The sequence below is a fragment of the Streptomyces sp. ICC4 genome (assembly GCF_003287915.1).
GTDB classification, from domain to species: domain Bacteria; phylum Actinomycetota; class Actinomycetes; order Streptomycetales; family Streptomycetaceae; genus Streptomyces; species Streptomyces tritrimontium.
Genome location: NZ_CP030286.1, coordinates 7645694 through 7670748, shown reverse-complemented (window position 1 = coordinate 7670748; position 25055 = coordinate 7645694). Strand labels below are relative to the sequence as shown.

At 71.0% G+C, this 25055-nt stretch carries 25 protein-coding genes, 2 tRNA genes and 2 pseudogenes; 13 read left to right on the top strand and 16 right to left on the bottom strand.

Translation table 11 applies throughout. From position 1 onward, the window contains the following. Nucleotides 1-40 precede the first annotated feature (40 nt). On the bottom strand, nt 41-694 hold the full coding sequence (locus tag DRB89_RS36040) for a hypothetical protein (RefSeq protein WP_112452409.1): 654 nt from the start codon (nt 692-694) through the stop codon (nt 41-43). A 278-nt stretch (nt 695-972) separates the two neighbouring features. Here DRB89_RS36040 and DRB89_RS36035 point away from each other — a divergent pair, with 278 nt between their 5' ends. Then, nucleotides 973-1704: a nuclease-related domain-containing protein gene (locus DRB89_RS36035; protein ID WP_239516516.1), complete on the top strand. Its 732-nt coding sequence runs from the start codon at nt 973-975 to the stop codon at nt 1702-1704. Nucleotides 1705-1718: 14 nt separating this feature from the next. Here the strand turns inward: DRB89_RS36035 and DRB89_RS45320 are convergent. Both DRB89_RS45320 and DRB89_RS36025 read right to left on the bottom strand, forming a co-directional pair. Next, nucleotides 1719-1919 (bottom strand): annotated as a pseudogene (locus DRB89_RS45320) (ATP/GTP-binding protein); the annotation flags it as partial. An 85-nt stretch (nt 1920-2004) separates the two neighbouring features. After that, nucleotides 2005-2346: a hypothetical protein gene (locus DRB89_RS36025; protein ID WP_239516514.1), complete on the bottom strand. Its 342-nt coding sequence runs from the start codon at nt 2344-2346 to the stop codon at nt 2005-2007. A 134-nt stretch (nt 2347-2480) separates the two neighbouring features. Here DRB89_RS36025 and DRB89_RS36020 point away from each other — a divergent pair, with 134 nt between their 5' ends. After that, on the top strand, nt 2481-2798 hold the full coding sequence (locus tag DRB89_RS36020) for a hypothetical protein (protein WP_112452295.1): 318 nt from the start codon (nt 2481-2483) through the stop codon (nt 2796-2798). 97 nt (nt 2799-2895) lie between these two features. Here the strand turns inward: DRB89_RS36020 and DRB89_RS36015 are convergent, their stop codons facing one another. The 3 genes from DRB89_RS36015 to DRB89_RS36005 all read right to left on the bottom strand — a co-directional run bounded on the left by DRB89_RS36015 (nt 2896) and on the right by DRB89_RS36005 (nt 5698). Further along, the gene (locus tag DRB89_RS36015; protein WP_275432048.1) at nt 2896-3459 is read right to left on the bottom strand and encodes an ATP-binding protein; all 564 of its coding nucleotides are present in this window, start codon (nt 3457-3459) and stop codon (nt 2896-2898) included. After that, on the bottom strand, nt 3459-5054 hold the full coding sequence (gene istA / locus DRB89_RS36010; RefSeq protein ID WP_112452294.1) for an IS21 family transposase: 1596 nt from the start codon (nt 5052-5054) through the stop codon (nt 3459-3461). The genes DRB89_RS36015 and istA overlap by 1 nt, the downstream gene beginning before the upstream one ends. Before the next feature lie 293 nt (nt 5055-5347). Continuing rightward, a complete protein-coding gene (locus DRB89_RS36005; protein ID WP_112452293.1) occupies nt 5348-5698 on the bottom strand; it encodes a hypothetical protein in 351 nt (116 codons plus the stop codon). Nucleotides 5699-5889: 191 nt separating this feature from the next. On the opposite strand from DRB89_RS36005, the gene DRB89_RS36000 reads away from it, so the two are divergent. After that, nucleotides 5890-5966, top strand: a tRNA-Met gene (locus DRB89_RS36000). A 98-nt stretch (nt 5967-6064) separates the two neighbouring features. On the opposite strand, the gene DRB89_RS45315 is transcribed toward DRB89_RS36000, so the two are convergent. The 4 genes from DRB89_RS45315 to DRB89_RS43380 form a co-directional block, all read right to left on the bottom strand. After that, nucleotides 6065-6586, bottom strand: a complete 522-nt coding sequence (locus DRB89_RS45315; RefSeq protein WP_239516513.1) for a hypothetical protein — start codon at nt 6584-6586, stop codon at nt 6065-6067. Between the two features lie 91 nt (nt 6587-6677). Next, on the bottom strand, nt 6678-7628 hold the full coding sequence (locus DRB89_RS35990) for an IS481 family transposase (protein WP_112452292.1): 951 nt from the start codon (nt 7626-7628) through the stop codon (nt 6678-6680). A 295-nt stretch (nt 7629-7923) separates the two neighbouring features. Beyond that, nucleotides 7924-8364 carry a hypothetical protein gene (locus DRB89_RS35985; RefSeq protein WP_112463596.1) on the bottom strand — a complete coding sequence of 147 codons (441 nt, stop codon included), beginning with the start codon at nt 8362-8364 and terminating at the stop codon, nt 7924-7926. Nucleotides 8365-8558: 194 nt separating this feature from the next. Beyond that, a complete protein-coding gene (locus tag DRB89_RS43380) occupies nt 8559-8696 on the bottom strand; it encodes a hypothetical protein (RefSeq protein ID WP_162688863.1) in 138 nt (45 codons plus the stop codon). A gap of 264 nt (nt 8697-8960) precedes the next feature. Here DRB89_RS43380 and DRB89_RS35980 point away from each other — a divergent pair, with 264 nt between their 5' ends. Together DRB89_RS35980 and DRB89_RS35975 are read left to right on the top strand one after the other, a co-directional pair. Continuing rightward, nucleotides 8961-9383 carry a hypothetical protein gene (locus DRB89_RS35980; protein WP_162688862.1) on the top strand — a complete coding sequence of 141 codons (423 nt, stop codon included), beginning with the start codon at nt 8961-8963 and terminating at the stop codon, nt 9381-9383. A gap of 240 nt (nt 9384-9623) precedes the next feature. Beyond that, entirely contained in the window at nt 9624-11621 is a 1998-nt protein-coding gene (locus DRB89_RS35975; RefSeq protein ID WP_112463595.1) for an NAD-binding lipoprotein, read from the top strand. A gap of 60 nt (nt 11622-11681) precedes the next feature. On the opposite strand, the gene DRB89_RS35970 is transcribed toward DRB89_RS35975, so the two are convergent. Then, the gene (locus DRB89_RS35970) at nt 11682-12188 is read right to left on the bottom strand and encodes a MarR family transcriptional regulator (RefSeq protein ID WP_239516911.1); all 507 of its coding nucleotides are present in this window, start codon (nt 12186-12188) and stop codon (nt 11682-11684) included. A 194-nt stretch (nt 12189-12382) separates the two neighbouring features. On the opposite strand from DRB89_RS35970, the gene DRB89_RS35965 reads away from it, so the two are divergent. The 3 genes from DRB89_RS35965 (at nt 12383) to DRB89_RS35955 (ending at nt 15705) form a co-directional block, all read left to right on the top strand. Then, entirely contained in the window at nt 12383-13513 is a 1131-nt protein-coding gene (locus DRB89_RS35965; protein ID WP_112448324.1) for an NADH:flavin oxidoreductase, read from the top strand. A gap of 251 nt (nt 13514-13764) precedes the next feature. Beyond that, on the top strand, nt 13765-14598 hold the full coding sequence (locus DRB89_RS35960) for a PIG-L family deacetylase (RefSeq protein ID WP_112448325.1): 834 nt from the start codon (nt 13765-13767) through the stop codon (nt 14596-14598). Between the two features lie 195 nt (nt 14599-14793). Beyond that, on the top strand, nt 14794-15705 hold the full coding sequence (locus DRB89_RS35955; protein ID WP_112448326.1) for a poly-gamma-glutamate hydrolase family protein: 912 nt from the start codon (nt 14794-14796) through the stop codon (nt 15703-15705). A 51-nt stretch (nt 15706-15756) separates the two neighbouring features. Here the strand turns inward: DRB89_RS35955 and DRB89_RS35950 are convergent, their stop codons facing one another. Further along, complete coding sequence (locus DRB89_RS35950) at nt 15757-17187, bottom strand: NAD(P)-dependent oxidoreductase (protein ID WP_112463594.1); 1431 nt, start codon at nt 17185-17187, stop codon at nt 15757-15759. 116 nt (nt 17188-17303) lie between these two features. Here DRB89_RS35950 and DRB89_RS35945 point away from each other — a divergent pair, with 116 nt between their 5' ends. Further along, a complete protein-coding gene (locus DRB89_RS35945; protein ID WP_112463593.1) occupies nt 17304-18857 on the top strand; it encodes an APC family permease in 1554 nt (517 codons plus the stop codon). A 72-nt stretch (nt 18858-18929) separates the two neighbouring features. On the opposite strand, the gene DRB89_RS35940 is transcribed toward DRB89_RS35945, so the two are convergent. Together DRB89_RS35940 and DRB89_RS35935 are read right to left on the bottom strand one after the other, a co-directional pair. Then, nucleotides 18930-19289, bottom strand: coding sequence for a zinc ribbon domain-containing protein YjdM (locus tag DRB89_RS35940; protein WP_112452276.1), 360 nt, complete (start codon nt 19287-19289; stop codon nt 18930-18932). Between the two features lie 88 nt (nt 19290-19377). Next, nucleotides 19378-19465: transfer RNA gene (locus tag DRB89_RS35935), tRNA-Leu, on the bottom strand. Between the two features lie 168 nt (nt 19466-19633). Between DRB89_RS35935 and DRB89_RS35930 the strand changes: the two genes are divergently transcribed. From DRB89_RS35930 to DRB89_RS35920, 3 genes are all read left to right on the top strand, one after another. Continuing rightward, nucleotides 19634-20959, top strand: coding sequence for a M20/M25/M40 family metallo-hydrolase (locus DRB89_RS35930; protein ID WP_112452275.1), 1326 nt, complete (start codon nt 19634-19636; stop codon nt 20957-20959). A gap of 169 nt (nt 20960-21128) precedes the next feature. Further along, entirely contained in the window at nt 21129-21362 is a 234-nt protein-coding gene (chpH, locus tag DRB89_RS35925; RefSeq protein ID WP_112452274.1) for a chaplin ChpH, read from the top strand. 166 nt (nt 21363-21528) lie between these two features. After that, the gene (locus DRB89_RS35920; RefSeq protein ID WP_239516511.1) at nt 21529-22353 is read left to right on the top strand and encodes a chaplin family protein; all 825 of its coding nucleotides are present in this window, start codon (nt 21529-21531) and stop codon (nt 22351-22353) included. A 54-nt stretch (nt 22354-22407) separates the two neighbouring features. Here the strand turns inward: DRB89_RS35920 and DRB89_RS35915 are convergent, their stop codons facing one another. Next, on the bottom strand, nt 22408-22596 hold the full coding sequence (locus DRB89_RS35915; protein ID WP_112452273.1) for a DUF5703 family protein: 189 nt from the start codon (nt 22594-22596) through the stop codon (nt 22408-22410). Between the two features lie 47 nt (nt 22597-22643). Between DRB89_RS35915 and DRB89_RS35910 the strand changes: the two genes are divergently transcribed. After that, a complete protein-coding gene (locus DRB89_RS35910) occupies nt 22644-23306 on the top strand; it encodes a hypothetical protein (protein WP_112452272.1) in 663 nt (220 codons plus the stop codon). Nucleotides 23307-23374: 68 nt separating this feature from the next. Here the strand turns inward: DRB89_RS35910 and DRB89_RS35905 are convergent. After that, nucleotides 23375-25048: pseudogene (locus tag DRB89_RS35905) on the bottom strand (ATP-dependent RecD-like DNA helicase); the annotation flags it as partial. Nucleotides 25049-25055: the final 7 nt, after the last annotated feature.

Genomic DNA, 25055 nt, shown 5'->3' with positions numbered 1-25055 from the left:
CTCGGCCGGTCTCGGCCCGTCTGGGCCTGCCTAGGCCCGCCTAGGCGTCCGTACGCCCCCGGCGCAGCATCGCGAAGCCCAGCCCGGCGGCGCCGACCGCCGCGATGCCGCCGCCGGCGGCGAGCAGCAGCATGCCGTCACCGGGGCCGTCGGCCAGGGTCTGCAGGCGCAGCGCCTCGGCGGTGCCGGCGCCCGGGCGCGCGGGCTCCCGTACGGAGGCGGAGACGGCCACGCCGTCCCTGGAGGCGGTCTTGTGGCCGGCGCTGCCGACGGAGTGGCCGGCGGCGCCGTCCCCGCCGTCCCCGCCGTCCGCCGTCTCCCCGACCCAGGAGCTGAGCCGGCCGTCGGCCCGCAGCGCGAGGTGTAGCCGCCCGGATTCGCCGAAGCCGGTGGCGCCGTCGCGGCTGGTCAGGGTGGCGGCCTTGGCGCCGTCGGGGCCGAGCACCTCGGCCTGGTACGCGTCCTTGGCGACGCGGTAGACCTTTGCCGTGGACACTCCGTCCGCGAGGGCGAGGCTCTTGACCAGGGTCCGCGGCGGCGTCGCCGCCTGCGCGGAGGAGGCGGCCGGGATCCCCTCGGCCAGCGCCGCGGCGGCCGGGAACGCCAGCAGGGTGCCGGCACACACGGCCACGGCGGCGGCGCGTACGAGAGTGCGGCGGCTGCGGCGGCTGCGGCGGCGGCTCACGGAGTTCACGGGGGAGTCCTTCGGTGCTGGTCAGGCCCTGGAGCGTCCAGGTGGGATAAACGTATGCACCGGCCGTTGCGGTAACGCGTTGCTTTTGTAACAGCCACACGGCAGCGAGCCGACGGAGTCGTTACACGCGCGGGGCGGGCCCTGGGTCCAGGGAGACACAACCGGGGGATTGCCGCCGGGCGTCCGGCCTGCTCCCATGGACGGCGGGGGTGAGGCCGATGGCTTCGCGGGGACTGAAGGTACTGCCGAGCGGCCGACCGGGCCGCGGCCGACTGTATGTGAACCTGCCGGACGGCCGGGCGGTGGCCTGGTACGACCGGCGGGCCAACCGGATCAGCGTGCTGGCGGACGAGCGCCGGGAGGAGATCCTGACGGTCCTGCGCCCGTACTTGACCGGGACCGTCTCGATCGGCCCGCCACCCGTCCCCACGGCCGCTGACATGCTGCGCCTCGCGCTCCCGCCGGACGAGGACCTGGCCCCGAACCGGCCGGGCGAGGCACTGCTCGGCGAGATCACCCACGGCTCCGCCGGCGCCCGCACCCGCCACCGGCTGCGCCAGGAGCTCGCCGCCCGGCAGCGGATGGGCGACGTACTGGACGCGCTGGCGGAGTCGGAGGAGTGGCGGGTCCTGCACTCCGTCGAGGGGATCGCGGACCACCTGGTGATCGGCCCGACGGGGGTCTTCTGCGTCCACACGGTCCAGGGCCGCCGACAGCGCGCGGTGGCCGGCGACCTCCTCCTCACGGTGGGCCGCACCGAGTCCCGCCCGGACCCGCGCACGTCGCGTCGCGCGGCGGCGTACGCGACACGGGCCCTGTCGGCCGCGGTGACCCCGGTCCTGGCGGTGGTGGACGCGACCCGCCTGGACGTGACCCCGTCCCTGCGCGACGTCCGCGTCCTCACCCCCGCGACGGCGGCGGCCTCCCTGACCCGGTCCTCCACCACCCTCAAACCCCCGGCCGTGGAAGCCCTGTTCACCGCGGCCCGCGACCGCCGAACCTGGCACTGACCAAGCCCCCGCCCGTGGTGTTGTTCGGCGAGGTGGTCCAGGCGGATGTGGTCGAGGGTGGCTTTGGCGATGCGTTCGGTGCCGTCTGTCAGAGCCGTGAGAGCAGCCTGGCGGATGAGGCGGGCGAGGGAGCCGATCCGCCCGGCGGTCCGCTCGTGGAGATACGGCGCGAGCCGTACGAGGCTTCCGGGCTGGTGCCGACGTAGGTCGAGGGCTGTGGACGTTCGCGTAATTCCCCAGGGGGAAGTTCACGTAATTCCCCAGGTGCCCGTCCGGGGCTGGGACTGGCGACTCGTCTCGTCAGAGGTCGATGCGATGTTCGGCAGCCGATGGGTCATCAACGGAGCCGTAGCGCAAGACGGCGTGTGCTGGCCGGAACGGCAGGCCATGCAGGATGGGTGCCATGACGGTGAAGAGTGCATCGGCGTCCGGTCCGTAGGCATAGAGGACAACCTCGCCGCCTCCGTATTCGTTTCCGTCGAACTCGCCGACATCGGCTTGCTCGATCGCCTCGTTCAGGAGGGACTGGGCTTGAAGGACGACCTCCCGTTGGCTGGGTCTGCCAAGGCCGTCATCGGCCAGTCGATAGCGGACGATGACGGCGTGCTCAACGTCGGTTTCTGCTTCCTCTGTGTCGGCCATGCGGGAAACGATCTCACCCCGGACCGACATCATCGTCGGCCAGCCGTCCGGGAGGTGGTCCTAGCTGGGCGGTTTCGTTTGGATCACGGTGGGGGCCAGTGGTGACGACGGTTCCTGGGTGGCACCCTGGAACGATGCGACCTGGAACCGACGTCACCGAGAACGCCCTGCGGCATCTACTCAATGAGTGGGATCCGATAGGCGTCGCCGACGATGTGCAGGACGAGTACGACTGCATGCTCGCGCCTCTGCTCCAGCGGCTCCACGGTGGCGCCAACCAGACCGAGATCGGTGTATTCCTGCGGCACGAACTGGAGGATCACTTCGGTCTCGACCCTCTGGGCCTGCGGCCGGAAGCGATGGCCGCCCGATTGGTTGCCTGGTGGCCAGCTGCTGCCAAGTCGCGGGCATCGTCCTCTGGTCTGCCAGATGATCCAAACGAAACCGCCTAGGTGATCGTGGGTTTGGCCGGCTTGTCGGTGGGGTTCTTGGGTCGCTTGTTCGGGCGGTAGCTGGGGCCGTTCATGATGACCTGGTGGCTGGTGTTGATCAGCCGGTCCAGCAGCGACTCGGCGACGACGCTCCGAGCTGGCGCATGGCGAAGTCGTCGAGGATGAGCACGTCGGGCCGTACCAGTTCACGGATCCGCTTGTCCCAGGTGCGGTCCGCGTGGCCGCCGGCGAGGTCCGCGAGGATCCGGCTGGTCTTGGCGAACCGGACGTGGGCGCTCTGGCGGACGGCGAGGTGGCCGAGGGCCTGGGCGACGTGTGTCTTGCCGACTCCGACCGGGCCGAAGAGGATGACCGACTCGCCGGAGTGGAGCCAGCGAAGGGCCCCGAGGTCGCGGATCTGGGCGGCCGGCAGCTTTGAGGAAGCGGTGAAGTCGAACTCCTCCAGGGTGACCTGCTGCTCGAACTTCGCCCGGGTCAGGCGCCGTTGGAAGGTGACGGTCTCGCGGCGGGTGATCTCGTCCTGGCAGAGGACCTGGAGGAAATCGAGGTGCCCGAGTTCGCCGCCGTGAGCCTGGGCCAGGCGGGCATCGAGGGTTTCCAGCATTCCTGAGAGCCGCAGCGACTTCAGCGACTCACGCAGGGCAGAGTCCATCACGCTCATCAGATGCTTCCCTCAGCTTCGCCGTGGACCTGGTCGTCGTGGAGCTCGTCCGCCGTCTCGGACGGGGCGACGGAGGCGAAGAGCCGCTTGGGCCCGTGGAGGAAGGCCGCGGCTCCCGCGTCCCCGCTGGATTCGGGCTCCGGATCGGTCTCGGTGCCGGCGATCAGGATGCCCTTGATGGTGCGGTAGGACGGATCTCCGACCGTGATGGCCCTCGCGCAGGCGGCCTCCAGCCTCGCGTCGCCGTACTTCTTCTTCAGGCCGAGGATTCCCTGGGCGGCGCGGAGCCGGTAGAGAGCGTTGACCTCCAGCAGCTGGTCGACGACGGTCCGGCAGGCGTCCCCGACCTCGGATGCCTGGGTCCGGCACCAGATCGGCGTGCGCATCTGGAAGGCGATCTTCTCCGGCGGGTAGTCGGTCCTGTCGGTGCGTTTGCCCTGCTCAAGTGCCACGTGGGTCTTGACCAGGTCGCCGTCGAGGAAGACCTGCACCATCGTGGCGGTCGAGCGGACGTCGACCCTGCGGCCGATCAGTTTCCAGGGCACCGAGTAGAGGGTGCGGCCGACCTTGACGTGGATGTCCGGCCCGACCACCGCCGTCGACCAGCGGGCCAGCACGAACGGCGTGGGCGGCAGCGGCAGCAGGGTCTCGGCTTCGACGGCCTCGAACACCGCCATCGGTGCGGCTCCCTGCAACGGCCGGCACTGCCGTCGGCCAGCCACCTTCTGGCTCCAGGTCACAGCCTCGGCCTGCATGTGCTCGATCGAGGTGAACTCCCGCCCCCGCCAGAACGAGTCCCGGATGTAGGGCATCGGCCGCTCGACCCGCGGCTTGTCCTTGGGCCGGGCAGCACGGGCAGGATCGACCAAGGCCCCGTAGTGGGTGGCGAGCTCAGCATATGCCTTGTTGATCTTCGGATCGTAGAGATCAGGCTTGTCGACCCCCGTCCGCAGGTTGTCCGGCACCAGTCGGCGCGGGACGCCCCCGAAGTAGCGGAATGCGGCGACGTGGGCCTCGGTCCAAGCGTGCTGGTGCAGGTAGAGGACCGGGCGGACGAACATGTGCCGCGAGCACGGCAGCACCATCACGAAGGCCCAGATCCGGTGGCGCTTACCGGTCTTCGGATTGGTCCACTGGCCCAGGTGACCGTAGTCGATCTGAGCCTCCGATCCCGGCTCGACGTCATCCCGCAAGACCGTGACCTGGGACCTTGCCGTCTCATCGGGCAGCGTGGCGTGCACCCACCGGCGGAACGAGGAGATCGACACGTCCAGCTTGTGCTCGTCCCGGAGCCGCTGGTGGATCGTGGAGACGGTCACCGTCCCCAGCAGGTTCTTGATGTAGTCGCGGTGCTGGTCGATGTCGGGCCAGGTGATCTGCCGCAGCCGCCGGTCGCCGAGTTCGGGGAACCAGCTCTTGATCAGCTTGGCCCAGTCGGCTTCCCTCATCGGCGGTCCGCCCGGCGTGATCCCGGACGCCTCCGCCGGCTCCAGGTACTTCCTGATCGTCTTGCGGTCCACCCCCAGCGACGCGGCCAGCTCGCTCTTCGAGCGGCCCGCGTACCAGTGGACATAGATCTCGGTGATGTCGACCACGACGAACGTTCTCCTTGCCATCCGGGCTGACCATCGGCCTTCCGAACCACAGGCCCAGGGCCGCCCATGCGCCTCCGCGATGACCAGGTCCCTCGATCCCGAACTCCGTCGTACCCATGGCCAATTAGGAGAAGTCGGGATGAGGAATTACATGAAGCTCAAACCACCCGATGGGGAAAAACGTGAACGCTCACACGTGCGCCTGTCCGCGTAGCCGCCGGTCAGGACCAGGGGGTAGGGGGATCCAAGCGCGAGCACGTCGGCGAGCAGCCGCGCATGCAAGTCGGGCATCTTCACGCCGCGGTCTTCTCCCGGAGCTGGGGGAAGGCTTCCTCCCACACGCCCCGCACGCTCGGTCCGGCCAGGGTCCGCAGGACCGGCCACAGGCTGGCGAGTAGCTCTGCGTTCAGGAAGCGGCACAGGTCCTCGCGGGTGCCTTCGGCCAGGACGGTGCGGTAGAGGCCCATGCGCTGGCGGGGCTGGTCGAGGTCGAAGGCGCGCAGCCCGGACCAGGCCACGTGTAGGGGAAGCTCGATGACTCCGTGGACGGGCCCGGTCAGCGCAGACAGGCTCGGGGGAAGCCGGCGGGCGAATTTCAGCCTGTACAGCACGGCGTCGTCGAGACCGGGGTTGGAGACAGTCATGCCCCGAGTATCCACCGGCCCGGCGCCGTACGGGTCGGTCCTCGCGGGCCGCGGGCCGCGGTCTCGTCGATGTCGAGCAGACCCTAGTCGCTGGTGGTCCTTGCAAGCTGTTTCTGAACCCCGAAGCCGCAGGTCAACTGTTTGGAATCAGCTTCGGAGTGGGGCCAGTGCCGTAGGGTGGTGTTCACCGACGCGGGGTGGAGCAGCTCGGTAGCTCGCTGGGCTCATAACCCAGAGGTCGCAGGTTCAAATCCTGTCCCCGCTACCAACGCAACAGCCCCCTCGACCACCAGGTCGAGGGGGCTGTTCGCATTCAACGCCCGCGTGTGCCGTGGAAACGGCCGGGTGCACGCGAATCGGGCGGCCCTACTCGCCGGCCCGCACCTTCACGATCTTGATGTCCGTGGCGCCCTCGGCCTCGAGATCTGCCTTGCGGTGCTCGGCGCTGGGCTGGTCGTAGCTCACCGCGGACACCATGGCCTTGCCGTCGCGCGCGCGTACCCACCTCACCCGGTAGTTGACCATCGCTACGCTCCCTCGTCCGCTCCGCACTCGTCGGCCCAGATCAGCAGGCCGTGTCTTTGCATCCGGTACGGATATCCGCCCGCCCCAGATCGACCGGATCTCACCCAGCAACTTCAGGTAGTGCTCTCCGTACGTGTTCAGCGCATCCCAGACCGCATTGAGAGCTGCTTTGAGCGGGTCGGGTTCGGCAGCAGCACGTACGGCGGGGAGAGCGTAATGCGGCTGTGAGATGGGCCCACGGACCTGCGGTGTGATGGCAGGGAACACGAGTTCGGTGTACTCCATCGGTGCCTGGCTGCCCGGTACCCGGCCAAGCTCGTAGCTCGTCTCCCCGTCGCTCTCTTCTGCGGTCTTGACCCACATCAACCCTGCCGGCGCCGGGGGAAAGTACCGGCCTGTGCGGTCCTGCCCCATCGAGCGGGAAAGCCCTCCGCGGTTTGAGGACGGTTCCGGCCTAGATGTATTGCCCTGTGAGGTTGGGGATGCGGCTGGCGGGTGGTTTGCCTGCGAGCGCGGTGTGTCCGCGGTGGTGATTGTAGGTGTGCAGCCACTGCGGGAACGCTGCCCGGCGTTCAGTCTCTGACCGGTAGGGGCGGGCGTAGGCCCACTCGTCCAGCAGGGTGCGGTTGAGGCGTTCGACCTTGCCGTTGGTCTGGGGCCGGTAGGGCCGGGTTCGTTTGTGGGCGATCCCGGCCGCCGCCAGCAGGTCGCGCCAGGCGTACGACTTGTAGCAGGAACCGTTGTCGGTCAGGACGCGCTCGACGGTGATGCCGCACGAGGTGAAGTAGGTCTGGGCACGGGCCCAGAAAGCGGTGGCGGTTTCCTTCTTCTCGTCGGCCAGGATCTCGCTGTAGGCCAGGCGGGAGTGGTCATCGACGGCGGTGTGGATGTAGCTGTAGCCGGCACCACGTTTCTTGCGGCCGTCCTGTCGTCCGCGGGTCTTGTGGCCGCCGCCGTCGGGGATGTTGCCCAGCTTCTTGATGTCGACGTGCACGAGTTCGCCCGGGCGCTCGCGTTCGTAGCGGCGGATGACACGTCCGGTGGCCCGGTCCAGGTGAGTGAGACGGGCCATGCGGTAGCGGACCAGGACCCGGTGCACGGTCGAGGGCACCAGTCGCAGCAGGTGGGCGATGCGGGCGGGGCCCCAGCGCCGCAGGAGGCGGACCTTGATGATCCGCCGTTCGGTGCGGGTGGGGGTCCGCTTCGGGCTGTGATGCGGGCGGGAGGAGTGGTCGGGCATTCCGGCCTCGCCGAGCTTGCGGTAGCGGGCGGCCCACCGCTGAGCGGTGGTCGGTGAGACCTGGAAACGCTCGGCGGCCCGGCGAAGCGGCCAGCCGTCCTCGACCACGCAGCGGGCCAGACGCAGCCGTCCGGTCTCGGTCAGGGGTGCATTACGGTGGACCACGAGGGCCTTTCTGGTCGGTGTAGACGTCGCAATCCACACCGAACCCGGAAGGCCCTCACCCGTTCAAGACCCCTCAACCGAGACCTCCATCACCCGTCCACAACCTCCCGAGGCAGTACACCTAGACCGTGACACCGGCCGTAGCCAGGCAGGCTGTAGTTCCGTGATCTTGAGGCACACTCCGATCACCGGGTCAGGCGGGACCCGAGTACGGGCAGCAGCCGGTCCGTCAGTACGCGGCGGGCTGGTTCGGAGGACAGCCACAGCAGTTTGTGGCGGGTGCCGTCCGTCATCGTCACGGCAAGGCTGGACGTGGTGAGACCGCGGTGCAGGCTGGCGTGCGCGATGCCGTCGAAGGGAATGACCTTGTTGGTGCGGTGCCCCCTAGGACGGCCGCCGGGTCGTAGCCGATCACACTGGTGGCGGTGTGTTCCCGTACGCCGGGACTGATGGAGTTCACGACGGTGTCGGCGAATCCGCTGCGAATGCGAACCAGGGAGTCCGGCAGTAGCCACAACTCGCCGTGGAACCAGTCGAGCCAGCCCGTGGTGCAGCTGGCGGCAAGCAAGTGGGCGTGCTGCACCTTCAGGCCGCAAGCGCGCCGGACGGCGTTGTCCAGCAGTGCGTCCCATGCTTCGAGAGAGCGGACACGCATGCGCTCCTCCACCCACCCGAGGGGTGCGTGGTACGTCAGACCTGCCGTCCCGTCGGGCTGCAGCTCGACGGACAGGACCACGCCCCAGTCCGGTCCTGTGATCCGTACAGCCAGGCCGTCGGGGGCCGTGAGCGGCCCGCGCTCGGCGGGTGCGTGTGAACCCGCTTGATGTCGCCACAGGGTGGGCGATACGGACAAGCCCTCTGCGAGCCACCGCTCCCTGTGGAGGTTCAGTCGTGCGCCGGCCAGGTGCAGTTCTATTCGCTGGTTCATCCCTACGGCGTCGTCTCGTCGGGAGGAACCACGAGGCCGACGCCTTCGGCCGCGACGGCGATCGCGAAGCCGAAGTACTGGATGACCGCCGCCCGCCCGGTGTTCTCGTTGTCAGTAGTGTTCGCCCCCGAAGGATCCATGGCCAAACGGTACCTGTCCGTCATCACAACCCCGGCCGCATCCCTCAACGTTGTGCGACGTGCCGGTTTCGTGTCAGTGGGGTGCTGGGCCCGGACGGCTCGACGATCACGCTTCATGACCACGGGCTGCGCCAGGGCTACATGACCCACCCTGTTCCCGGCTGGGCCCGTCCCTCCAAGCAGGGTTCCATCTGATTAACGTCTGGATCATGATTGAGGAGTGCCGGGGAATGCCCAGGGCACCTGCTTGAGATGAGGATGTCAGTGACTGATCTGCCGCGGCGATTTGTCTGGTTGTCGGTTGCTGCCGGAGGCTGTGTCATCGCGGCGCTGACCAGTTTCCCTGTCGACCTGACCGAGGACCGCAGCGGTCCGCCGCTCGCCGTCAATGACGTGGAAGGGGTCTGGTCAGCCTCAAGTGGCGGACGCCTGACGGTCCGGGCGGACGGTTCTGCGGAACTGGAGAACGTGCCGGAGCCTGGGCATGGCTGCGGGCAGGCCCCTTCCGCGTTTCACACCGGTCCGGCGACGTGGGTGTTCGATACGTACCCGGACGAGTCACCGGGAATCAGGCTCGACTACCCCGGCGCCACCCCCGGCCAGATGTGCAGCGTGCACCTCTCCATCTCGATCTCCGACGAGTACGGCACGAAGGGGGGGTCTGCCGCACGATCGGGTGACATCTGAACTGGCTTGCCTTGCATGGCAGGTGGGAAGGATGTCGCTGTGCCCAAGCCTTATCCCCAGGAGTTCCGCGAGGACGTCGTGCGGGTCGCGAGGAACCACTTGCGCCAAGGCAGTGGTTAGGCTGGTCGTTGATATGGACGTGACGGTGTGAAGTGTGAGACGAGGGCCGAGCTGTTGTACGCAAGACATGGCAGCCGGCTCGACGTAGGCAGAGGAGGTCGTGAGCAGCGTCAGGTGTGTATGAGAGACAGGCTCACGGGGACGACGACGGGCTGGCTGGTGATCACCTGCCTGGCCGTCGTCGTCCCCGTGAGCACCCTGCTCGTGTGGACGGACCCCGGGTCCCCGCGCTCACTGTCGGGCCGGCTGACGGCCGCCTGGCGGACCAGCGCCGAGACGCTGCGCTTGGGCGCCGTGACCGGAACACCGCTGCGCATGACGCTCGCGGCACTGCTCGGGCTGGTGGCCCTGCTGTGCGTGTCGACGCTGGTCGGGGTGATCACCACGGGACTGGCCGACCGGATGGCCGAGCTGAGCCGGGGGCGGTCGACCGTCCTGGAACAAGGGCACATCGTGGTGCTCGGCTGGTCGGACCAGGCGGGCACGGTGGTGAGCGAGCTGGCCGCCGCTCAGGCCCCGGACCGGCCGAGGGCCATCGTGCTGCTCGCTGACCGGGACAAGACCGAGATGGAGCGCGCGCTCGCCGCGCGTACGGGCCCGGGCAGCGGACGTACCCCTGTCATCTGCCGGAGCGGGCCCGCGAGTGATCCCGGTGTGCTCACCCTGGTCAGCCCGCAGACGGCGAGCACGGTCCTGGTGCTGTCCTCGGGCGAACCGGGCGCCGACGCGGAGGTTCTGCGGATCCTGCTGGCGCTGCGAGCGGTTCTCGGTACGGGCGCGGACGGGCCGCCGGTGCTGGCCGCGGTGCGCGAAGACAGGTACCACGCACCGGCGCGGCTCGCCGCCGGCCCGCGCGGTACGGTCCTGCGGACCGACACCGTCACGGCCCGGCTGATCGCCCAGTGCGTGGGCCGCCCCGGCCTCTCCCTCGTCCTTCGGGACCTGCTCGACTTCGCCGGATCCGAGTTCCATGTCGTCGACGCGACCCCCTTCCAAGGCGGTCCCTTCGGCGCGGCGCTGCTGGGCTACGCGGACTCCTGCGTCATCGGGCTGCTCACCGCGGACGCCCGTACGGTGCTGAACCCGCCGGCCGACACCCTCGTCGAACCGGGCAGCCACTTGATCGTCCTGTCCCGCGACGAGGACTCGGCGCGGCCGGAGGACTGCGAGCACCTCGTCGATCCATCGGCGGTCAGTACGGCCGCGCCCCCGCCCGAGAAGGCCTCGCGGCTGCTCCTGCTCGGGTGGAACCGCCGGGCACCCCTCGTGGTCGGACAGCTCCGCCGGACGGCCCGGCCAGGTTCCGTGCTCGACGTGGTCACGGACCTCGCCGTGCCCGGACCCCGGGCGGCGGAGCCGCTCCCGGCGACGGATCCCGGGCCACAACACGAGCCGGGGCAGGAGCCCACGTGGGAGCCGGGGCGCGAGCCGATGTCGGGGCCGAGCCACGGCCCGGAGGCGGATGCGCCGGCTCCGCCTCCACTCGCCGTGTGCTTCCGATCCGCGCCCCTGTCGCACCCCGAGACCCTGCTGGGTCTCGACCTCTCCCGGTACGACGGACTGGTCGTCCTCGGCCCCGAACCGGGCGCGGGCCCCGACCGTCCCGACGACTGGACGCTCGTCACCCTGCTGGGGCTGCGCCTTCTGGAAGAGAGCACCGCCCGGGAGCTGCGCGTGGTCGCCGAACTCACAGACGACCGCAACCGTCCCCTGGCGCCGGTCGAACCCGGCTCCGACGTCATCGTCAGCGGCAACCTGACCGGACTGCTCATGGCGCAGATCACCCAGAACCGACACCTCGCACCCGTGTTCAACGAGCTGTTCTCCGCCGACGGCAGCACGGTGCGACTGTGCCCGGCGGGGACTTACGTACGCCCGGGCAGCGAGGCGAGCTTCGCCACCGTCGTCGCCGCGGCCCGCGCACGCGGGGAATGCGCCATCGGGTACCGGCTGCACGAGCGCCGTGCCCTGTCGCCGGATCACGGCCTCCGGCTCAACCCGCACAAGGCCGCACGCCACCGTTGGAACTCCAAGGACGAGGTGATCGTGGTGTCGGCCGACCCCGCCGGGCGCAGCGACCCCGCGCCCAACCGTTCACGACCGGTCTCGGCCGGGTAGGACCCGGGCGGCCGAGCACTGGCCATACCGTGCGTTTCACACGGCGGGCCCCGGGCGGCCCTACGGCGCGGGAGCCGCGGGTGCCTGCGGAGCGGGGGGCGGGGATGCGTGCGGGACCGGCAGGTGGCATGCGGCGCGGGCGTCGCCTTCCTCCGTGCGCGGCCAGTACCGTCCTTCGAGGGCCTCCGCGCTGCGGTTGAGGCGGACCAGGACGTCCTCCAGCTCCCGTACGTCCTCAGGTGACCAGTCGGCGACCACCCGGGCCAGGCAGGACCGGTTGACCTCACGGTCGTCGGCGAGCCGGCGCCCGCCTTCCACGGTGATGTGCAGCTTGCGGGCCATGCCGCCGTCCGGGTCCGCGACGCGCTCGGCCAGTCCGCAGCGCAGCAGCGCGGCCGTCTGGCGGTTCACGGTCGAGGTGTCGAGCCCGAAGGCCTCCGCCAACTGTCCGATGGACATGGGGCCTTGTGTGTCGATCCGGCTGAGCAGCAGGTACGCCGAGCGCTCCAGGCGTTCGGGGTCGCGCTCGCGCCGGGCCAGCACCTGGTGCCGCGAGAGCAGCATCATCTCCCGCTCCAGTTTCTCCAGCACTTCGCCTCCCGCTCCTTTCGACGCTCCATTATCGCGGACCCCTGCACGGCTCGGCCTGCGGGCGGCGCCCCACGACGGCCGGACGCTGCAATATGCATGATACATAACATGTGTACTATGCACTTCTCGTCGTCACCCGACGAGCCACAGCCTCAACCCGGAGGATCCGCATGACCGTCACCACGTCCACTTCCTCCCGCGCGGCCGAGATCCTGTCCCGGCCCGTCAAACTGAACGGCCTGACCGTCCCCAATCGCATCGCGATGGCGCCGATGACCCGGATGTTCTCCCCCGACGGCGTGCCCGGCGAGGACGTGCAGGCGTACTACGCCAGCCGGGCCGCCGCGGGCGTGGGCTTGATCGTCACCGAGGGCACCTACATCGGTCACGACTCCGCCGGGCAGAGCGACCGGGTGCCGCGGTTCCACGGCGAGGAGCAGCTGGCGGGGTGGGCGAAGGTCGCCGCGGCCGTGCACGAGGCCGGCGGCACGATCGTGCCCCAGCTGTGGCACATAGGCATGGTGCGCAAGCAGGGCGAGGCACCGTATGCCGACGCCCCCGCCGTCGGTCCCTCCGGCATCCGCGTCGACGGCACCGAGGGGACCGGCAGGGCGATGACCCGCACCGACCTCGACGACGTCATCGGCGCGTTCGCCGACGCCGCCGCGGAGGCCGAGCGGATCGGTTTCGACGGCGTCGAGCTGCACGGCGCCCACGGCTACCTGCTCGACCAGTTCCTGTGGGAGCGGACCAACCGCCGCACCGACGCCTACGGCGGCGACGCGGTGGCCCGTACGAAGTTCGCCGCGGAGATCGTGGCCGCGGTCCGCGAGCGCGTCCCGGCCGATTTCCCGGTGATCTTCCGCTACTCGCAGTGGAAGCAGGAGGCCTACGACGCACGGCTCGCGCAGACCCCGGAGGAGCTGGAGGCGATCCTCGCCCCGCTGGCGGCAGCGGGCGTCGACGCGTTCCACGCCTCCACCAGGCGCTACTGGCTCCCGGAGTTCGAGGGCTCGGACCTGAACCTGGCGGGCTGGACCAAGAAGCTCACCGGCCGGCCGACCATCACCGTCGGTTCGGTCGGCCTCGACGGCGACTTCATCCGCGCCTTCGCCGGTGAGGGCGCGGCGCTCGGCGACATCGACAACCTCCTGGACCGCATGGAACGCGATGAGTTCGACATGGTCGCCGTCGGCCGGGCGCTGCTCCAGGACCCGCAGTGGGCCGCGAAGGTCCTCGGGAACCGCTTCGACGAGCTGAAGCCGTACGACGCGGTGTCGCTCAGGTCGCTCAGCCGGTAACCGGTGACCGGCAGCCGGAAGCCGTTCGGCGGCCGGCTGCCGGCTGCCGGTCCGAGGACGCCCGGAGGACCGGGCGGCCGCGCCGGGAACAGCCGGTGCGGCCTGCACGGTTGCATCGACTGAGGGACCGGCGCCGTACGGGCGGGGAACACGGAGACCACGAGGTCGTCCGCCCCGCCAGGATCCGGGCCCGGGGTCGCGGTACACCCGCCGCGCACTCGGACCAAGATGTATTTCCGCAGGAGGACTGCATGACTGACCGGCCCTTGACGCTCATGGCTGTACACGCCCATCCCGACGACGAGGCCACCGGAACGGGCGGGGTCCTCGCGCGGTACGCGGCGGAAGGCATCCGCACGGTTCTCGTGACGTGTACCGACGGCGGTTGCGGTGACGGAGCGGAGGGCGCCAAGCCGGGCGATCCCGGGCACGATCCGGCGGCCGTCGCCCTGGTGCGCCGTCGAGAACTCGAGGCGAGCTGTGACGTCCTGAAGATCAGCGATCTGGAGACGTTGGACTATGCCGACTCCGGGATGGTGGGCTGGCCGAGCAACGACGCCCCCGGATCCTTCTGGCAGACCCCCGTACAGGAAGGCGCGGCCCGACTCGCGGAACTCATGCTGCACTACCGGCCCGATGTGGTCGTCACTTACGACGAGAACGGCTTCTACGGCCACCCCGACCACATCCAGGCCCACCGCATCACGATGGCGGCGCTGGAGATGACCGCGCTGACGCCGAAGGTGTACTGGACGACGATGCCGCGCTCGACGATGCAGCGGTTCGGCGAGATCATGCACGAGTTTCACGAGGACATGCCGGAGCCGGACCCTGCCGAGACCGCCGCGCTCGCGGAGATCGGCCTCCCCGACGACGAGATCACCACGTGGGTGGACGCCACCGCGTTCAGCGATCAGAAGTTCGAGGCGTTGGCCGCGCACTCCAGTCAGGGCGAGAACATCTTCTTCCTCAAGATGGGCAAGGAGAGGTTCGGCCAGTTGATGGGCATGGAGACCTTCGTACGGGTCAAGGACGCCACCGGCGCGGCCGTACCCGAGAACGACCTCTTCGCCGGACTGCGCTGATCGGTTCGTCCGGCGGGGGCAGGTCCGCCGTCGCACGCGGTTGCGACGACGGCGGACCTGCCCGGGCGCTCGAGCCCAGACCGCAGCCCTCCTCCACATCGCGCGCACCGAACACCCGATACCGCGACTGTCCACCCCTAAGACGCCTCAGGGGTACCCGGAATCGGCGACCCGAGCGCGGACAAACTCACTCCCATGAAGAACACCAGCCGACGCACCCTCCTCGCCTCCGTCGCCGCCGTTGCCGCGGGACTGCCCACGCTCAACGCCGTTGTGGGCACCGGCGCCACCCCTGCCGCCGCCGCGACCGACCCCGAGACCAACACCGGGCTGTACACCCGTACCGCCGACAAGGAGGGCAGCGACTGGATGCGCCGCTTCCGCTGCGGCGCCCCGGTTCAGCTCACCGACAACACCCGCAACACGAGCATCCCGGTGAGCAGCACGGCGATCATCGCGCCGCACGGCGGTGGCATCGAGGCGGGCACGAGCGAGCTGTGCCTGGCCGTCGCCGGCTACAAGCCCTTCGACGCCAACACCGATCCGGCGGCCGCGGCGGTGGCGGGAGTACCGCAGCGCGACTACTGGATGTTCGAGGCGCTGGCCAACTCGTCGGCGCAGCACGTCACTTCCACCCTCTGCGACGACCCGGCCGCCCTCGCCGTCTGCGGCAGCAATCTGTACGCCGTCTCCCTGCACGGCTTCACACCGGACGACGCCCCGACCGCCAAGCAGATCCTCATCGGCGGCCGCGACCAGCGGCTGAAGCGCAACCTGGCCGCTGCCTTCGCCCAGCACGGTTTCACCACCGGCCACAGCGACCCCGCGCTGAACGTGACCGTGATCCTCACCGGCGCCAACACGTCCCTGAACGGCGACGACGTGGCGAACATCGTCAACCGCACCCGCACCGGAGCCGGCGCCCAGCTGGAGATCTCCACCAAGCTGCGCGAAGCGATGTTCGGCACCTTCACGGGCGGCTCCGATCGGCGTGCCAGTTATGGCGTGGCCTCCACCACCGCCCCGCACGCGGCCCACTTCTGGAACGGCTTCGTCGACGCCGTACGCAAGGCGGTCGACGAGAACGAGCGCGGCCTCGCCCGCTGACCGATCACGCCAGAATGATCTACGGATGCACCTGGCGTGTCAGTTGGCGTGTCAGTCGGTGCCGGGTGTCATGCCGGCGATCATCTCTGCCAGTACGGTCCGCCTGTCCTCTCCCTGCCGTGCCCGCAGAGGACGGGCCAGTCGTGTGCTGTCGTAGTGCCAGCGGTGATCCAGGTCCCGGGGCGTCGTGCCGGTCTCGCTGAAGTCCGAACGGGTGCCGTGCAGTTCCGTGAGGTCGTGGGCCAGGTCGTGCCACGAGACGTGCCCGCCGGCCGCGTTGGCGACTCCGTGCACGGGGCGGTCCAGGCACTCGGCCACCGCACGGGCCAGGGCGGCCGCGTGCACCCAGGCCACTCCGTACCAGGGGTGTCCCCCGGTGCCGGGCCGCGGCAGTTCGATCGGCCGGCCCTCGCGGGCGGCCTGGTAGAGCGTGCCGATGGCGCCCCAGCGCAGCTGTTCGCGCAGTCGGTCGTGCGCGCCCCAGACGATCGGTGACCGTACGGCGCTCGCTCCCCCGCGTCCCTCGGTGCCCGCGGCCCGCAGCAGCAGGGCCTCGCAGTCGAGCTTGGCCCTCCCGTACGGGCTGACGGGGGCGTGGGGCGGCGATTCCTCGGCAACCCGGTCCGTATCGGGGTGCCCGTAGGCGTCGACGCTGCTGACGAAGACGAACGGTCCGCGCCGCCAGGCGTCGACCATCGTCTCCATCGCCGCCAGGTCCACGTCGTGCCGGGTGAAGGTGCAGGCGGCGTGGACGACCGCGTCGGCTTGCGCGACGGCGTTGCGGAGCCCGGCCAGGTCCGAGAGGTCGCCCTCGATGACGTCGACGCCCTCGGTGGCGATCAGATGGGCGGACTCGGGCCGGGCCAGCGCCAGCACGGGGCGGCCCTGCGCGGCCAGTTCGCGGACGACGAAAGCGCCCACGCCGCCCGTCGCGCCGGTGACCAGGACCGTGCCCGGGCGGATGTCCCGGGAGCGGGGGGCCGATTTGCTCGCGGCCTTCGCGGCGCTCTGCCGCGCCGCCCGTTCGTCGAGGAGGGCGGTCAGCGCGCGGGGCGTGCGGGCCTGGAGCACGTCGAGGCCCGTGAGCGGCAGCCCGAGCTCCGCACGCAGTCGCTCGGCCAGCTGCACGGCTTTCAGGGAGTGGCCGCCGAGGGCGAAGAAGTCGTCGTCGGGCGACGAGGGGAGACCCAGCAGCGCGGTGAAGGACTCCATCACCGCTTCGGCCCGGGGGCCGGTCGGGGTGCTCGGCGTGGACGGTCCGGGCAGCCGGGCGTGGTCGGGCGGTCCGGCGGCGGTGCGCGGCAGCGCGTCGAGCAGCGTGACGGTGGCGGGTACGGCCTCGGGTGCGAGCGAGCGGCGCAGCAGGCCCATCAGCTCTTGGCCGGACGGGCCGAGGCTGTCGTGCAGGACGGCGTAGGCGACGGGCGGACCCTGGGCGGGCCGGCGCACCGTGGCGTCGGCGACCTGCGGGTGGGCGCGCAAGGCTTGCGCGGCCGGGTGGTTGTCATGGCCCGGGTCCGCGGCGGCCCGCCCAGGTTTTCGCCGGCCGGGTCAAATCGCCATAAGAAGCAGCCCCCGCCCCGAAAGGACGACCCGCCATGCCGACGGGCAGATCCAACACGCTCACCGAGCCGGCCGGACCGGCCGAGATCCGCACCTACAAGGGCCAGGACCGCGCCCTGCGCGCCGACCGCCTCGGCACCGCCGGCCTGCTGCTCTCCGTACTCGCCGCGAGCGCCCCCCTGATGGTCGTCGCCGGCGTCATGCCCACCACCTTCGGGGTCATGGGCATCGTCGGCCAGCCCCTGCTGTTCGTCATCCTCGGCGCCGTCCTCGCGCTCTTCAGCATCGGCTACGCCGAGATGAGCCGGCACGTCCACAACGCCGGAGCCTTCTACGCGTACATCGCGCGCGGGCTCGGCCCCACCGCGGGCGCCGGTGCCTCGCTCGTCGCCCTCGTCGCCTACAGCGCCATGCAGGTCGGCGTCTACGGCATCCTCGGCTTCGAGATCTCCGGCCTCTTCGCCACCTACCTCGACACCGAACTCGCCTGGTGGATACCGGCGCTGGCCGCCGTCGCCCTGACCGGCGGCCTCGGCTGGCTGAAGATCGACCTCAATGCCAAGGTGCTCGGCGTCCTGCTGATCATCGAGGTCCTCCTCGTCGTCGTCTTCGACCTCGCGGCCCTCGGCAAGCCCGGCCCCGAAGGCCTCTCGCTGCACGCCTTCAACCCCGAGACCCTCACCGGCGCGGGCCTCGGCACCGCCCTGTGCTTCTGCATCGCCGCCTTCGTCGGCTTCGAGCAGTCCCCGGTGTACGCGGAGGAGACCAGCAAGCCGCACATCGTCGTCTCCCGGGTGATGTTCCTCGCCGTCGGCTTCGTCGCCCTCTTCTTCGCCCTCAGCGCCTGGGCCCTCACCGTCGCCACCGGCCCCGGCGAGGTGGTCAAGGCCTCCGCGGAGGCCGGACCCGGACTGCTCTTCCAGCTCACCGAGAGCCGCCTGGGCACCACCTTCACCGACGTCCTGCACGTCCTCTTCGTGTCCGGCATGTTCGCGGCGATGCTCAGCTTCCACAACGTCGTCTCCCGCTACGCCTTCGCCATGGGCCGCGAGGGCCTGCTCCCGGCCGCCTTCGGCCGCACCAACGCGGGCACCGGAGCCCCCGCCACCGGCTCGCTCCTGCAGACCGTCGTCTCCGTCGTGGTCGTCCTGGCCTTCGCCTTCACCGACGACATGCCGGTCGGCGACCCCACCGCGCCCGTCCTGCACCTGTTCACCTGGATGGGCAGCGTCGGCGCCCTCGGCGTGACCCTCCTCATGGCCACCGCCTCCTTCGCGGTCATCGCCTTCTTCGTCCGCCGCGGCACCGCCGGCGCCCAGGTCTGGCGGCTGGTCGCGGCCGGTCTCGCCGGCGTCGCGCTGCTCGCCATCGCCGTCTACACCGTCAGGGACTTCGGTGTCCTGGTCGGCGCAGAGGAGGGCTCCGCGCTCAGCTGGGCGCTGCCCGGCATCATCGCCGCGGCCGTCGTCGTGGGCCTGGTGTACGGGCTGGTCCTGCGCTCCACCCGACCCGAGGTACATGCCCGCATCGGGCTCGGCAACGAGGCCTTCCGCCTCGACCAGGCGGCGGAGTCCACCCCCGGGGACTGACCGGGACCGGGATCGTGAACGCCGAGAGGGACCCCGCCGCGGCGGGGTCCCTCTCGGCGTTCACGATCCCGGTCAGGCCTTCTTGACCACGCTCGACTTCAGCTGCATGGCCCCGAAGCCGTCGATCTTGCAGTCGATGTCGTGCCCGTCGACCCCGTCGACGATCCGGATGTTGCGCACCTTGGTGCCGGCCTTGATCCCCGAGGGGTTGCCCTTGACCTTGAGCGCCTTGGTGACGGTCACCGTGTCGCCGTCGGCCAGCACGTTGCCCACGGCGTCCTTCACGACCCGCTCCCCGGTGTCCTCGGCGCCGCCCGTGCCCGCCTCGGCGGGCACCCACTCGTGGCCGCACTCGGGACACACCACGAGCGCGTTCATCTCGTAGGTGTACTCGCAGGAACATTTCGGACAAGGGGGAAGATTCTCATTCACCGGCCCAGAATATCCCGGCCCGGCCGCGCGCGATCCGCCGCGCGGTTGCCCCAAACGCAGAAAACCCCACGTGAAGTGGGGTTCTCGCTGGTGTCCGAGGGGGGACTTGAACCCCCACGCCCGATAAAGGGCACTAGCACCTCAAGCTAGCGCGTCTGCCATTCCGCCACCCGGACAAGGTGTCTGTCTCGCGTCCCTCGCGGGCCGTTCCGACGTGGAAAACATTACCAAACATTCCGGGGTCCTCGATCACACCCCCCGACGGCCGGGGATCGCCCTTGGGCGAAGCGGCCCGGGGCGGGAGGATGGAGTCAGTTCGGAACTGATCAGTGGGAGGAAGCAGCGTGAGCGAATCGGGCGCGGGCAGGACCGTCTCCGGCGAGGACGAGGTCGTGGACCTCTGCCGGGACCTCATCCGGATCGACACCAGCAACTACGGGGACCACTCCGGTCCGGGCGAGCGCAAGGCGGCCGAGTGGGTCGCCGAGCAGCTCGCCGAGGTCGGGCTGGAGCCGCAGATCTTCGAATCGCACAAGGGGCGCGCCTCGACGGTCGCGCGGATCGAGGGCGAGGACCCCTCGCGGCCCGCCCTGCTGATCCACGGGCACACCGACGTGGTTCCGGCCAATGCCGCCGACTGGACCTACGACCCGTTCGCCGGCGAGATCGCCGACGGCTGCGTCTGGGGCCGCGGCGCGGTCGACATGAAGGACATGGACGCGATGACGCTGGCCGTCGTGCGCGACCGCATGCGCAGCGGCCGCAAGCCCCCGCGCGACATCGTGCTGGCCTTCCTCGCCGACGAGGAGGCGGGCGGCATCTACGGCGCCCGGCACCTCGTCGACAAGCACCCCGGGCTCTTCGAGGGCGTCACCGAGGCGATCGGCGAGGTCGGCGGCTTCTCCTTCACCGTCAACGAGAACCTGCGGCTGTACCTGGTGGAGACCGCCCAGAAGGGCATGCACTGGATGCGGCTCACGGTCGAGGGCACCGCCGGCCACGGCTCCATGACCAACAACGACAACGCCATCACGGAGCTCTGCGAGGCCGTGGGGCGCCTGGGCCGCCACAAGTGGCCCGTACGCGTCACCAAGACCGTGCGGAGCTTCCTGGACGAGCTCTCGGACGCGCTGGGCACCCCGCTCGACCCGGACGACATGGACGCCACGCTCGCCAAGCTCGGCGGCATCGCCAAGATGGTCGGCGCGACCCTGCGCAACTCGGCCGCCCCGACGATGCTCGGCGCCGGCTACAAGGTCAACGTCATCCCCGGGCAGGCCACCGCCCACGTGGACGGCCGCTTCCTGCCGGGCTACGAGGACGAGTTCTTCGCCGACCTCGACCGGATCCTCGGCCCGCGCGTGCAGCGGGAGGACGTCCACGCGGACAAGGCGCTCGAGACGGACTTCGACGGGAAGCTCGTGGACGCCATGCAGACAGCCCTGAAGGCGCACGACCCGATCGCGCGCGCGGTCCCGTACATGCTCTCCGGCGGTACGGACGCCAAGTCCTTCGACGACCTCGGCATCCGCTGCTTCGGCTTCGCGCCGCTGCAGCTGCCGCCGGAGCTGGACTTCGCCGGGATGTTCCACGGCGTGGACGAGCGGGTGCCCGTGGAGGGTCTGAAGTTCGGCGTGCGGGTGCTCGACCGGTTCATCGACGAGTCCTGAGCAGCTCCCCGGAAGAACGGGGGAAGCTCTAACGCCTCGGAATCGGGAAGGTGTGCGGATTCCACTGAGAAGAGTGAATGCGCTCATAGGCTCGTAGCCCCGGTGATCCCTCCTCGTTACAGGTGGTGCGGTCCGCGGCTGGGACCGCGCTTGCCTACTAGGAGGAACAATGCTCAAGAAGGTTGCCGCCGCTGCGGCTGTCACCGGTGGTCTGGTTCTCGCGGGTGCGGGTCTGGCTGTCGCCGACGCGGGTGCCCAGGGTGCGGCCATCGGTTCGCCCGGTGTCGCGTCCGGCAACGTCATCCAGGTTCCCGTTCACGTTCCCGTGAACGTCTGTGGCAACTCGATCTCCGTGATCGGCCTGCTGAACCCGGCTTTCGGCAACACCTGCGTCAACGCCTGAAGTTTCTGAAGTCCTGGGCCCCGGAGCGCATTCCAGCGCTCCGGGGCCCCCGGGCTTTCCGGGCCCGATGACGATCTTTCGGCGTACCAGGCGGGGGAGCCTGTGCGGCCAGTGCGCCGACCAAGCGTGCACGTGCACGACGGACACACCAGGGGACGAAGTACAGATGCGACGACAGGTACAGGTCACCGGCGGGAAGACCCTGATCACCATGGCGGCCGCGGGGGGCCTGCTCGCCTTGGGAGGGGGATACGCACACGCGGATTCCGCCGCCTCCGGCCGCGCCGCGCACTCACCGGGACTGCTGTCCGGGAACAGCCTCCAGGCTCCCGTGGACGCGCCGGCGAACGCCTGCGGGAACACGGTGACGGTGGTGGGGGCCCTCAACCCGGCCTTCGGCAACCGCTGCGCGAACCTCTCGGCCCGAAAGGGCCACCCGCGGCACCCCGAGCACCCGGTCCACCCGGACGAGCCGTGCGACGACCACGAAGGACCGAACCACCCCGGCGGCCCCGGCAACCCGGGCGACCACGGCAATCCGGGCGGTCCCGGTGACCACGGGAACCCGGGCGGTCCGGGCGACCACGGGAACCCGGGCGGCCCCGGCGACCACGGGAACCCGGGCGGTCCGGGCGACCACGGCAATCCGGGCGGCCCCGGCGACCACGGGAACCCGGGCGGTCCCGGTGACCAGGGCAACCCTGGCGGGCCGGGTGGCCACGGCAATCCCGGTACGCCCGGCACCGGGCAGCCAGGTACGCCCACCGGCCCCGGCGCGGGCCCCGGCACCGGGTCGGTGACCCCGGTGACGCACCCCGCCCCGGGCACCGGTTCGACCCCCGGCCAGGGGACGGGCCAGGGGACGGGCCAGGGGGCATCGTCCCTCGCGGCGACCGGCGCCGGCGACACCCTCACCGCCGGGGTGCCCCTGGCCGCGGGCATGCTGCTGGCCGGCGCCATGCTCTACCGCCGGGCGCGCAACGCCGCCTGACGGCCGTTCACGCGCATGCCCGGCAGGACGCGGCCCCCGCCCTCGGGAGCCGCGTCACCAGGTCGCGCGGACCTGACGGATGATCCGGCGGCGCAGTCGCACGCGGCGACTGCCGTCCCGAAGCAGGGTCAGCCGGTCGAGCTCCCAATGCCCGTACTCGGCATGATCGGTCAACAAGCGGGTCGTTTCCTGGCGCGGAACCCCGCGAGGCACGTACAAGTCGACAAATTCGTATTCCGGCATCGCATCTATTGTGCGGGCAGAGCCCTGCTACGGATAGCGTCTGCACTATGTCTGATGCCGCTCTGCCCACTGTTGCCGAGGTACGCGCCGCCGCCGAGGCGGTCAAGGCCGCGCTCGACCGTCACCTCGCCGCGGTCGAGAGCAGGATCGGGGACGATGATCCGGACGTCTACGCGGCGTTCAACGAACTCGCCGCCGCCGCCGAGGTCTACGACGAGCTCCTCTACGACCGCCACGACGAGGTCACCCCCTTCGAGATCCCCACTCCCGAGGACGGGCTCCCGTACACCGGGCCCGCCGAGCCCGCCGCCTTCAGCGTGCTCATCCGCCGCGACTACGCGGTCGTCGAACCGGCGCGCCTGATCGCCCAGGCCGAACGCGTCGTCGCGCACGACCGCGAAGCCGAACTCGGCCACGACGGAGGTACCGCGGAGGCGCTCGGCGTGCTCTTCGGCGAGTACGAGCCGGACGAGATCGCCTCCCGTGCCAAGGACTTCGGGCTGGAGGAGGGCGATTCCACGCTCTGGATCGCGGCCTCGGAGGACGTCGCGGAACCGGGGGAGTGGCTGGGTTCGCCCTTCACCCACATCGATCCGCAGGACGTGATGCACCGGTTCGACGTCAGCTCCGTCTTCGACGAGGACCAGTATTCCGAGGACACGGAGGACGCCGAGGACGAGGCGGCGGAGCCGGGCCTGGCCCCGGCCTGACCCCGGCCCCCGCGCGCGAAGCACCGCGGCCCCCGTCCCACCCGGGACGGGGGCCGCGGCGCGTCACATCAGGCCTGCTCCGGCTCCCGCGCCGAGGCCACGAGCGCCCGCAGCAGGGCCGTCAGCCGGGTCGTACGGGGCTTCGCGGGCGCCTCCGCGACCGCGCGCGGCAGGGCCTGGTCCACCCCGTGCACCACCGAGAGGTGCCGCTCGGCCCGCCCGAAGGCCGTGTACACCCAGTCCCGGGACAGGGCGCTGACCGCGTCACCGGGCAGGACGACGACCACCGCGGGCCAGTGCGCCCCGACGGCCTGGTGCGCCGTCACGGCCCAGCCGTGCCGCACCTGCGACTCCACCAGCTCCTTGGGTACGACGATCCGCGCGTCCGCGCCCGCGGCCGTGTCCAGGTGCAGCCCCTGCGCGTCGGCCGACACCACCCGGGCCGCCAACGCCCGCCCGGGGGAGGGCACGTGGACCACCCGGTCGCCGGGGTCGAAGCCGCCGAAGCGGCCAGGGCCCGGGTTCAGCCGCTCCTTGAGGGCCGCGTTGAGCGCGCGGGTGCCCGCCGAGCCGCCGTGGCCCGGGGTGATCACCTGGACCGCGTCCGCCGGGATCCCGAAAGCGCGGGGGACCGACTCGGCCACCAGCTGCACGGTGCGGTGCACGGCCTCCCCGGCGTCGCGTACCGGGACGATGACGACCTCCTTGCCGGGGGCCTCGACCTGGTGCAGCTCCCCGACACCCACCCCGGAGACCAGCTCGCCGATCGGGCCGGGGTCCGGGACGCGGGAGACGAGCCCGGGGAAGGCCCCGGCCGCGAGCACGTCGGCGAAGACCCGGCCGGGGCCGGCGGAGCCGAGCACGGCGGGGTCGCCGGACAGCACCAGGCGGGCTCCGTCGGGGACGGACTCCACCAGCGCGGCGGCCGTCTCCACGTCCAGTTGCGGGGCGTCCAGGACGATGAGCAGGTCCAGGGCGAACTGCCCGTCCGCGTCCCGGCCCGGGCCCTCGGCGCCGGCGAGCAGGCCCGCCACGGTGACGGCGCCCTCGGCCGGGGCGTGCGCGGCGAGGCAGGCCCGCAGGCCGAACTCGCGGGCGGCCGCGAGGAGTGCGCGGGGTTCCGCGCGGGCGGCCTCGCCGCCCGTGTGGGTGACCAGGCCGTGCCCGGCGGCGGCGCGGATCAGCTCGGCGCCGGTGCCGGTGGCGGCCTTCTCCCAGTCGGCGGGGTCCGTGAAGGTGTCGGCGAGGCGGGCCAGGCCCTCGGCGAGGCTCTCCTCGGCCATGGCGGAGCCCTCCAGACCCACCAGGATCCGCACCGGCTGCTCCTCGTCCTCGGCGTACTCCCGGCCAGGAGGCCCGACCGGCTCCTCGAAGGCGAGCACGGCTCCGTCGCCGACGGCCGCCTCCAGCGCCTCGGCGGGGTCGGGCACGCCGTACTGGGCGAGCGCCGATTCCAGCGTGGTGGCGTCGAGCACGGTGTGCCCCTTGGCGGTGGCCTGGGCGAGCAGCCAGCCCACCAGGGCGGCGGCCCGCCGCTCGTCCCCGGGGCCGGTCTCCTCGGCGCCGAGGAGGGCGCGGGCGAAACCGTCGGCCTGGGTCGGGCGGACCCCCGCGACGGCCAGCAGCCGCCAGGGGGACTCGGCGAGCTGCGCGGCGGCGTCCTCGCCGAGCGCGGCGGCTGCCTGCGGGGCGAGGGCCTCGGGGGCGCCGCCCCGGGCGAGGACCTCGCGGACGGCCCGGACGGGGCTT

What these genes read in the sequence shown, in the direction of transcription:
- DRB89_RS36025 (WP_239516514.1), bottom strand. Translation starts at nt 2,346, where the DNA reads ATGGCCGACACAGAGGAAGCAGAAACCGACGTTGAGCACGCCGTCATC.
- DRB89_RS36020 (WP_112452295.1), top strand. Translation starts at nt 2,481, where the DNA reads ATGCGACCTGGAACCGACGTCACCGAGAACGCCCTGCGGCATCTACTC.
- DRB89_RS36015 (WP_275432048.1), bottom strand. Translation starts at nt 3,459, where the DNA reads ATGAGCGTGATGGACTCTGCCCTGCGTGAGTCGCTGAAGTCGCTGCGG.
- DRB89_RS36005 (WP_112452293.1), bottom strand. Translation starts at nt 5,698, where the DNA reads ATGACTGTCTCCAACCCCGGTCTCGACGACGCCGTGCTGTACAGGCTG.
- DRB89_RS45315 (WP_239516513.1), bottom strand. Translation starts at nt 6,586, where the DNA reads ATGTGGGTCAAGACCGCAGAAGAGAGCGACGGGGAGACGAGCTACGAG.
- DRB89_RS43380 (WP_162688863.1), bottom strand. Translation starts at nt 8,696, where the DNA reads ATGGATCCTTCGGGGGCGAACACTACTGACAACGAGAACACCGGGCGG.
- DRB89_RS35975 (WP_112463595.1), top strand. Translation starts at nt 9,624, where the DNA reads ATGAGAGACAGGCTCACGGGGACGACGACGGGCTGGCTGGTGATCACC.
- DRB89_RS35970 (WP_239516911.1), bottom strand. Translation starts at nt 12,188, where the DNA reads ATGATGCTGCTCTCGCGGCACCAGGTGCTGGCCCGGCGCGAGCGCGAC.
- DRB89_RS35965 (WP_112448324.1), top strand. Translation starts at nt 12,383, where the DNA reads ATGACCGTCACCACGTCCACTTCCTCCCGCGCGGCCGAGATCCTGTCC.
- DRB89_RS35960 (WP_112448325.1), top strand. Translation starts at nt 13,765, where the DNA reads ATGACTGACCGGCCCTTGACGCTCATGGCTGTACACGCCCATCCCGAC.
- DRB89_RS35955 (WP_112448326.1), top strand. Translation starts at nt 14,794, where the DNA reads ATGAAGAACACCAGCCGACGCACCCTCCTCGCCTCCGTCGCCGCCGTT.
- DRB89_RS35945 (WP_112463593.1), top strand. Translation starts at nt 17,304, where the DNA reads ATGCCGACGGGCAGATCCAACACGCTCACCGAGCCGGCCGGACCGGCC.
- chpH (WP_112452274.1), top strand. Translation starts at nt 21,129, where the DNA reads ATGCTCAAGAAGGTTGCCGCCGCTGCGGCTGTCACCGGTGGTCTGGTT.
- DRB89_RS35920 (WP_239516511.1), top strand. Translation starts at nt 21,529, where the DNA reads ATGCGACGACAGGTACAGGTCACCGGCGGGAAGACCCTGATCACCATG.
- DRB89_RS35915 (WP_112452273.1), bottom strand. Translation starts at nt 22,596, where the DNA reads ATGCCGGAATACGAATTTGTCGACTTGTACGTGCCTCGCGGGGTTCCG.
- DRB89_RS35910 (WP_112452272.1), top strand. Translation starts at nt 22,644, where the DNA reads ATGTCTGATGCCGCTCTGCCCACTGTTGCCGAGGTACGCGCCGCCGCC.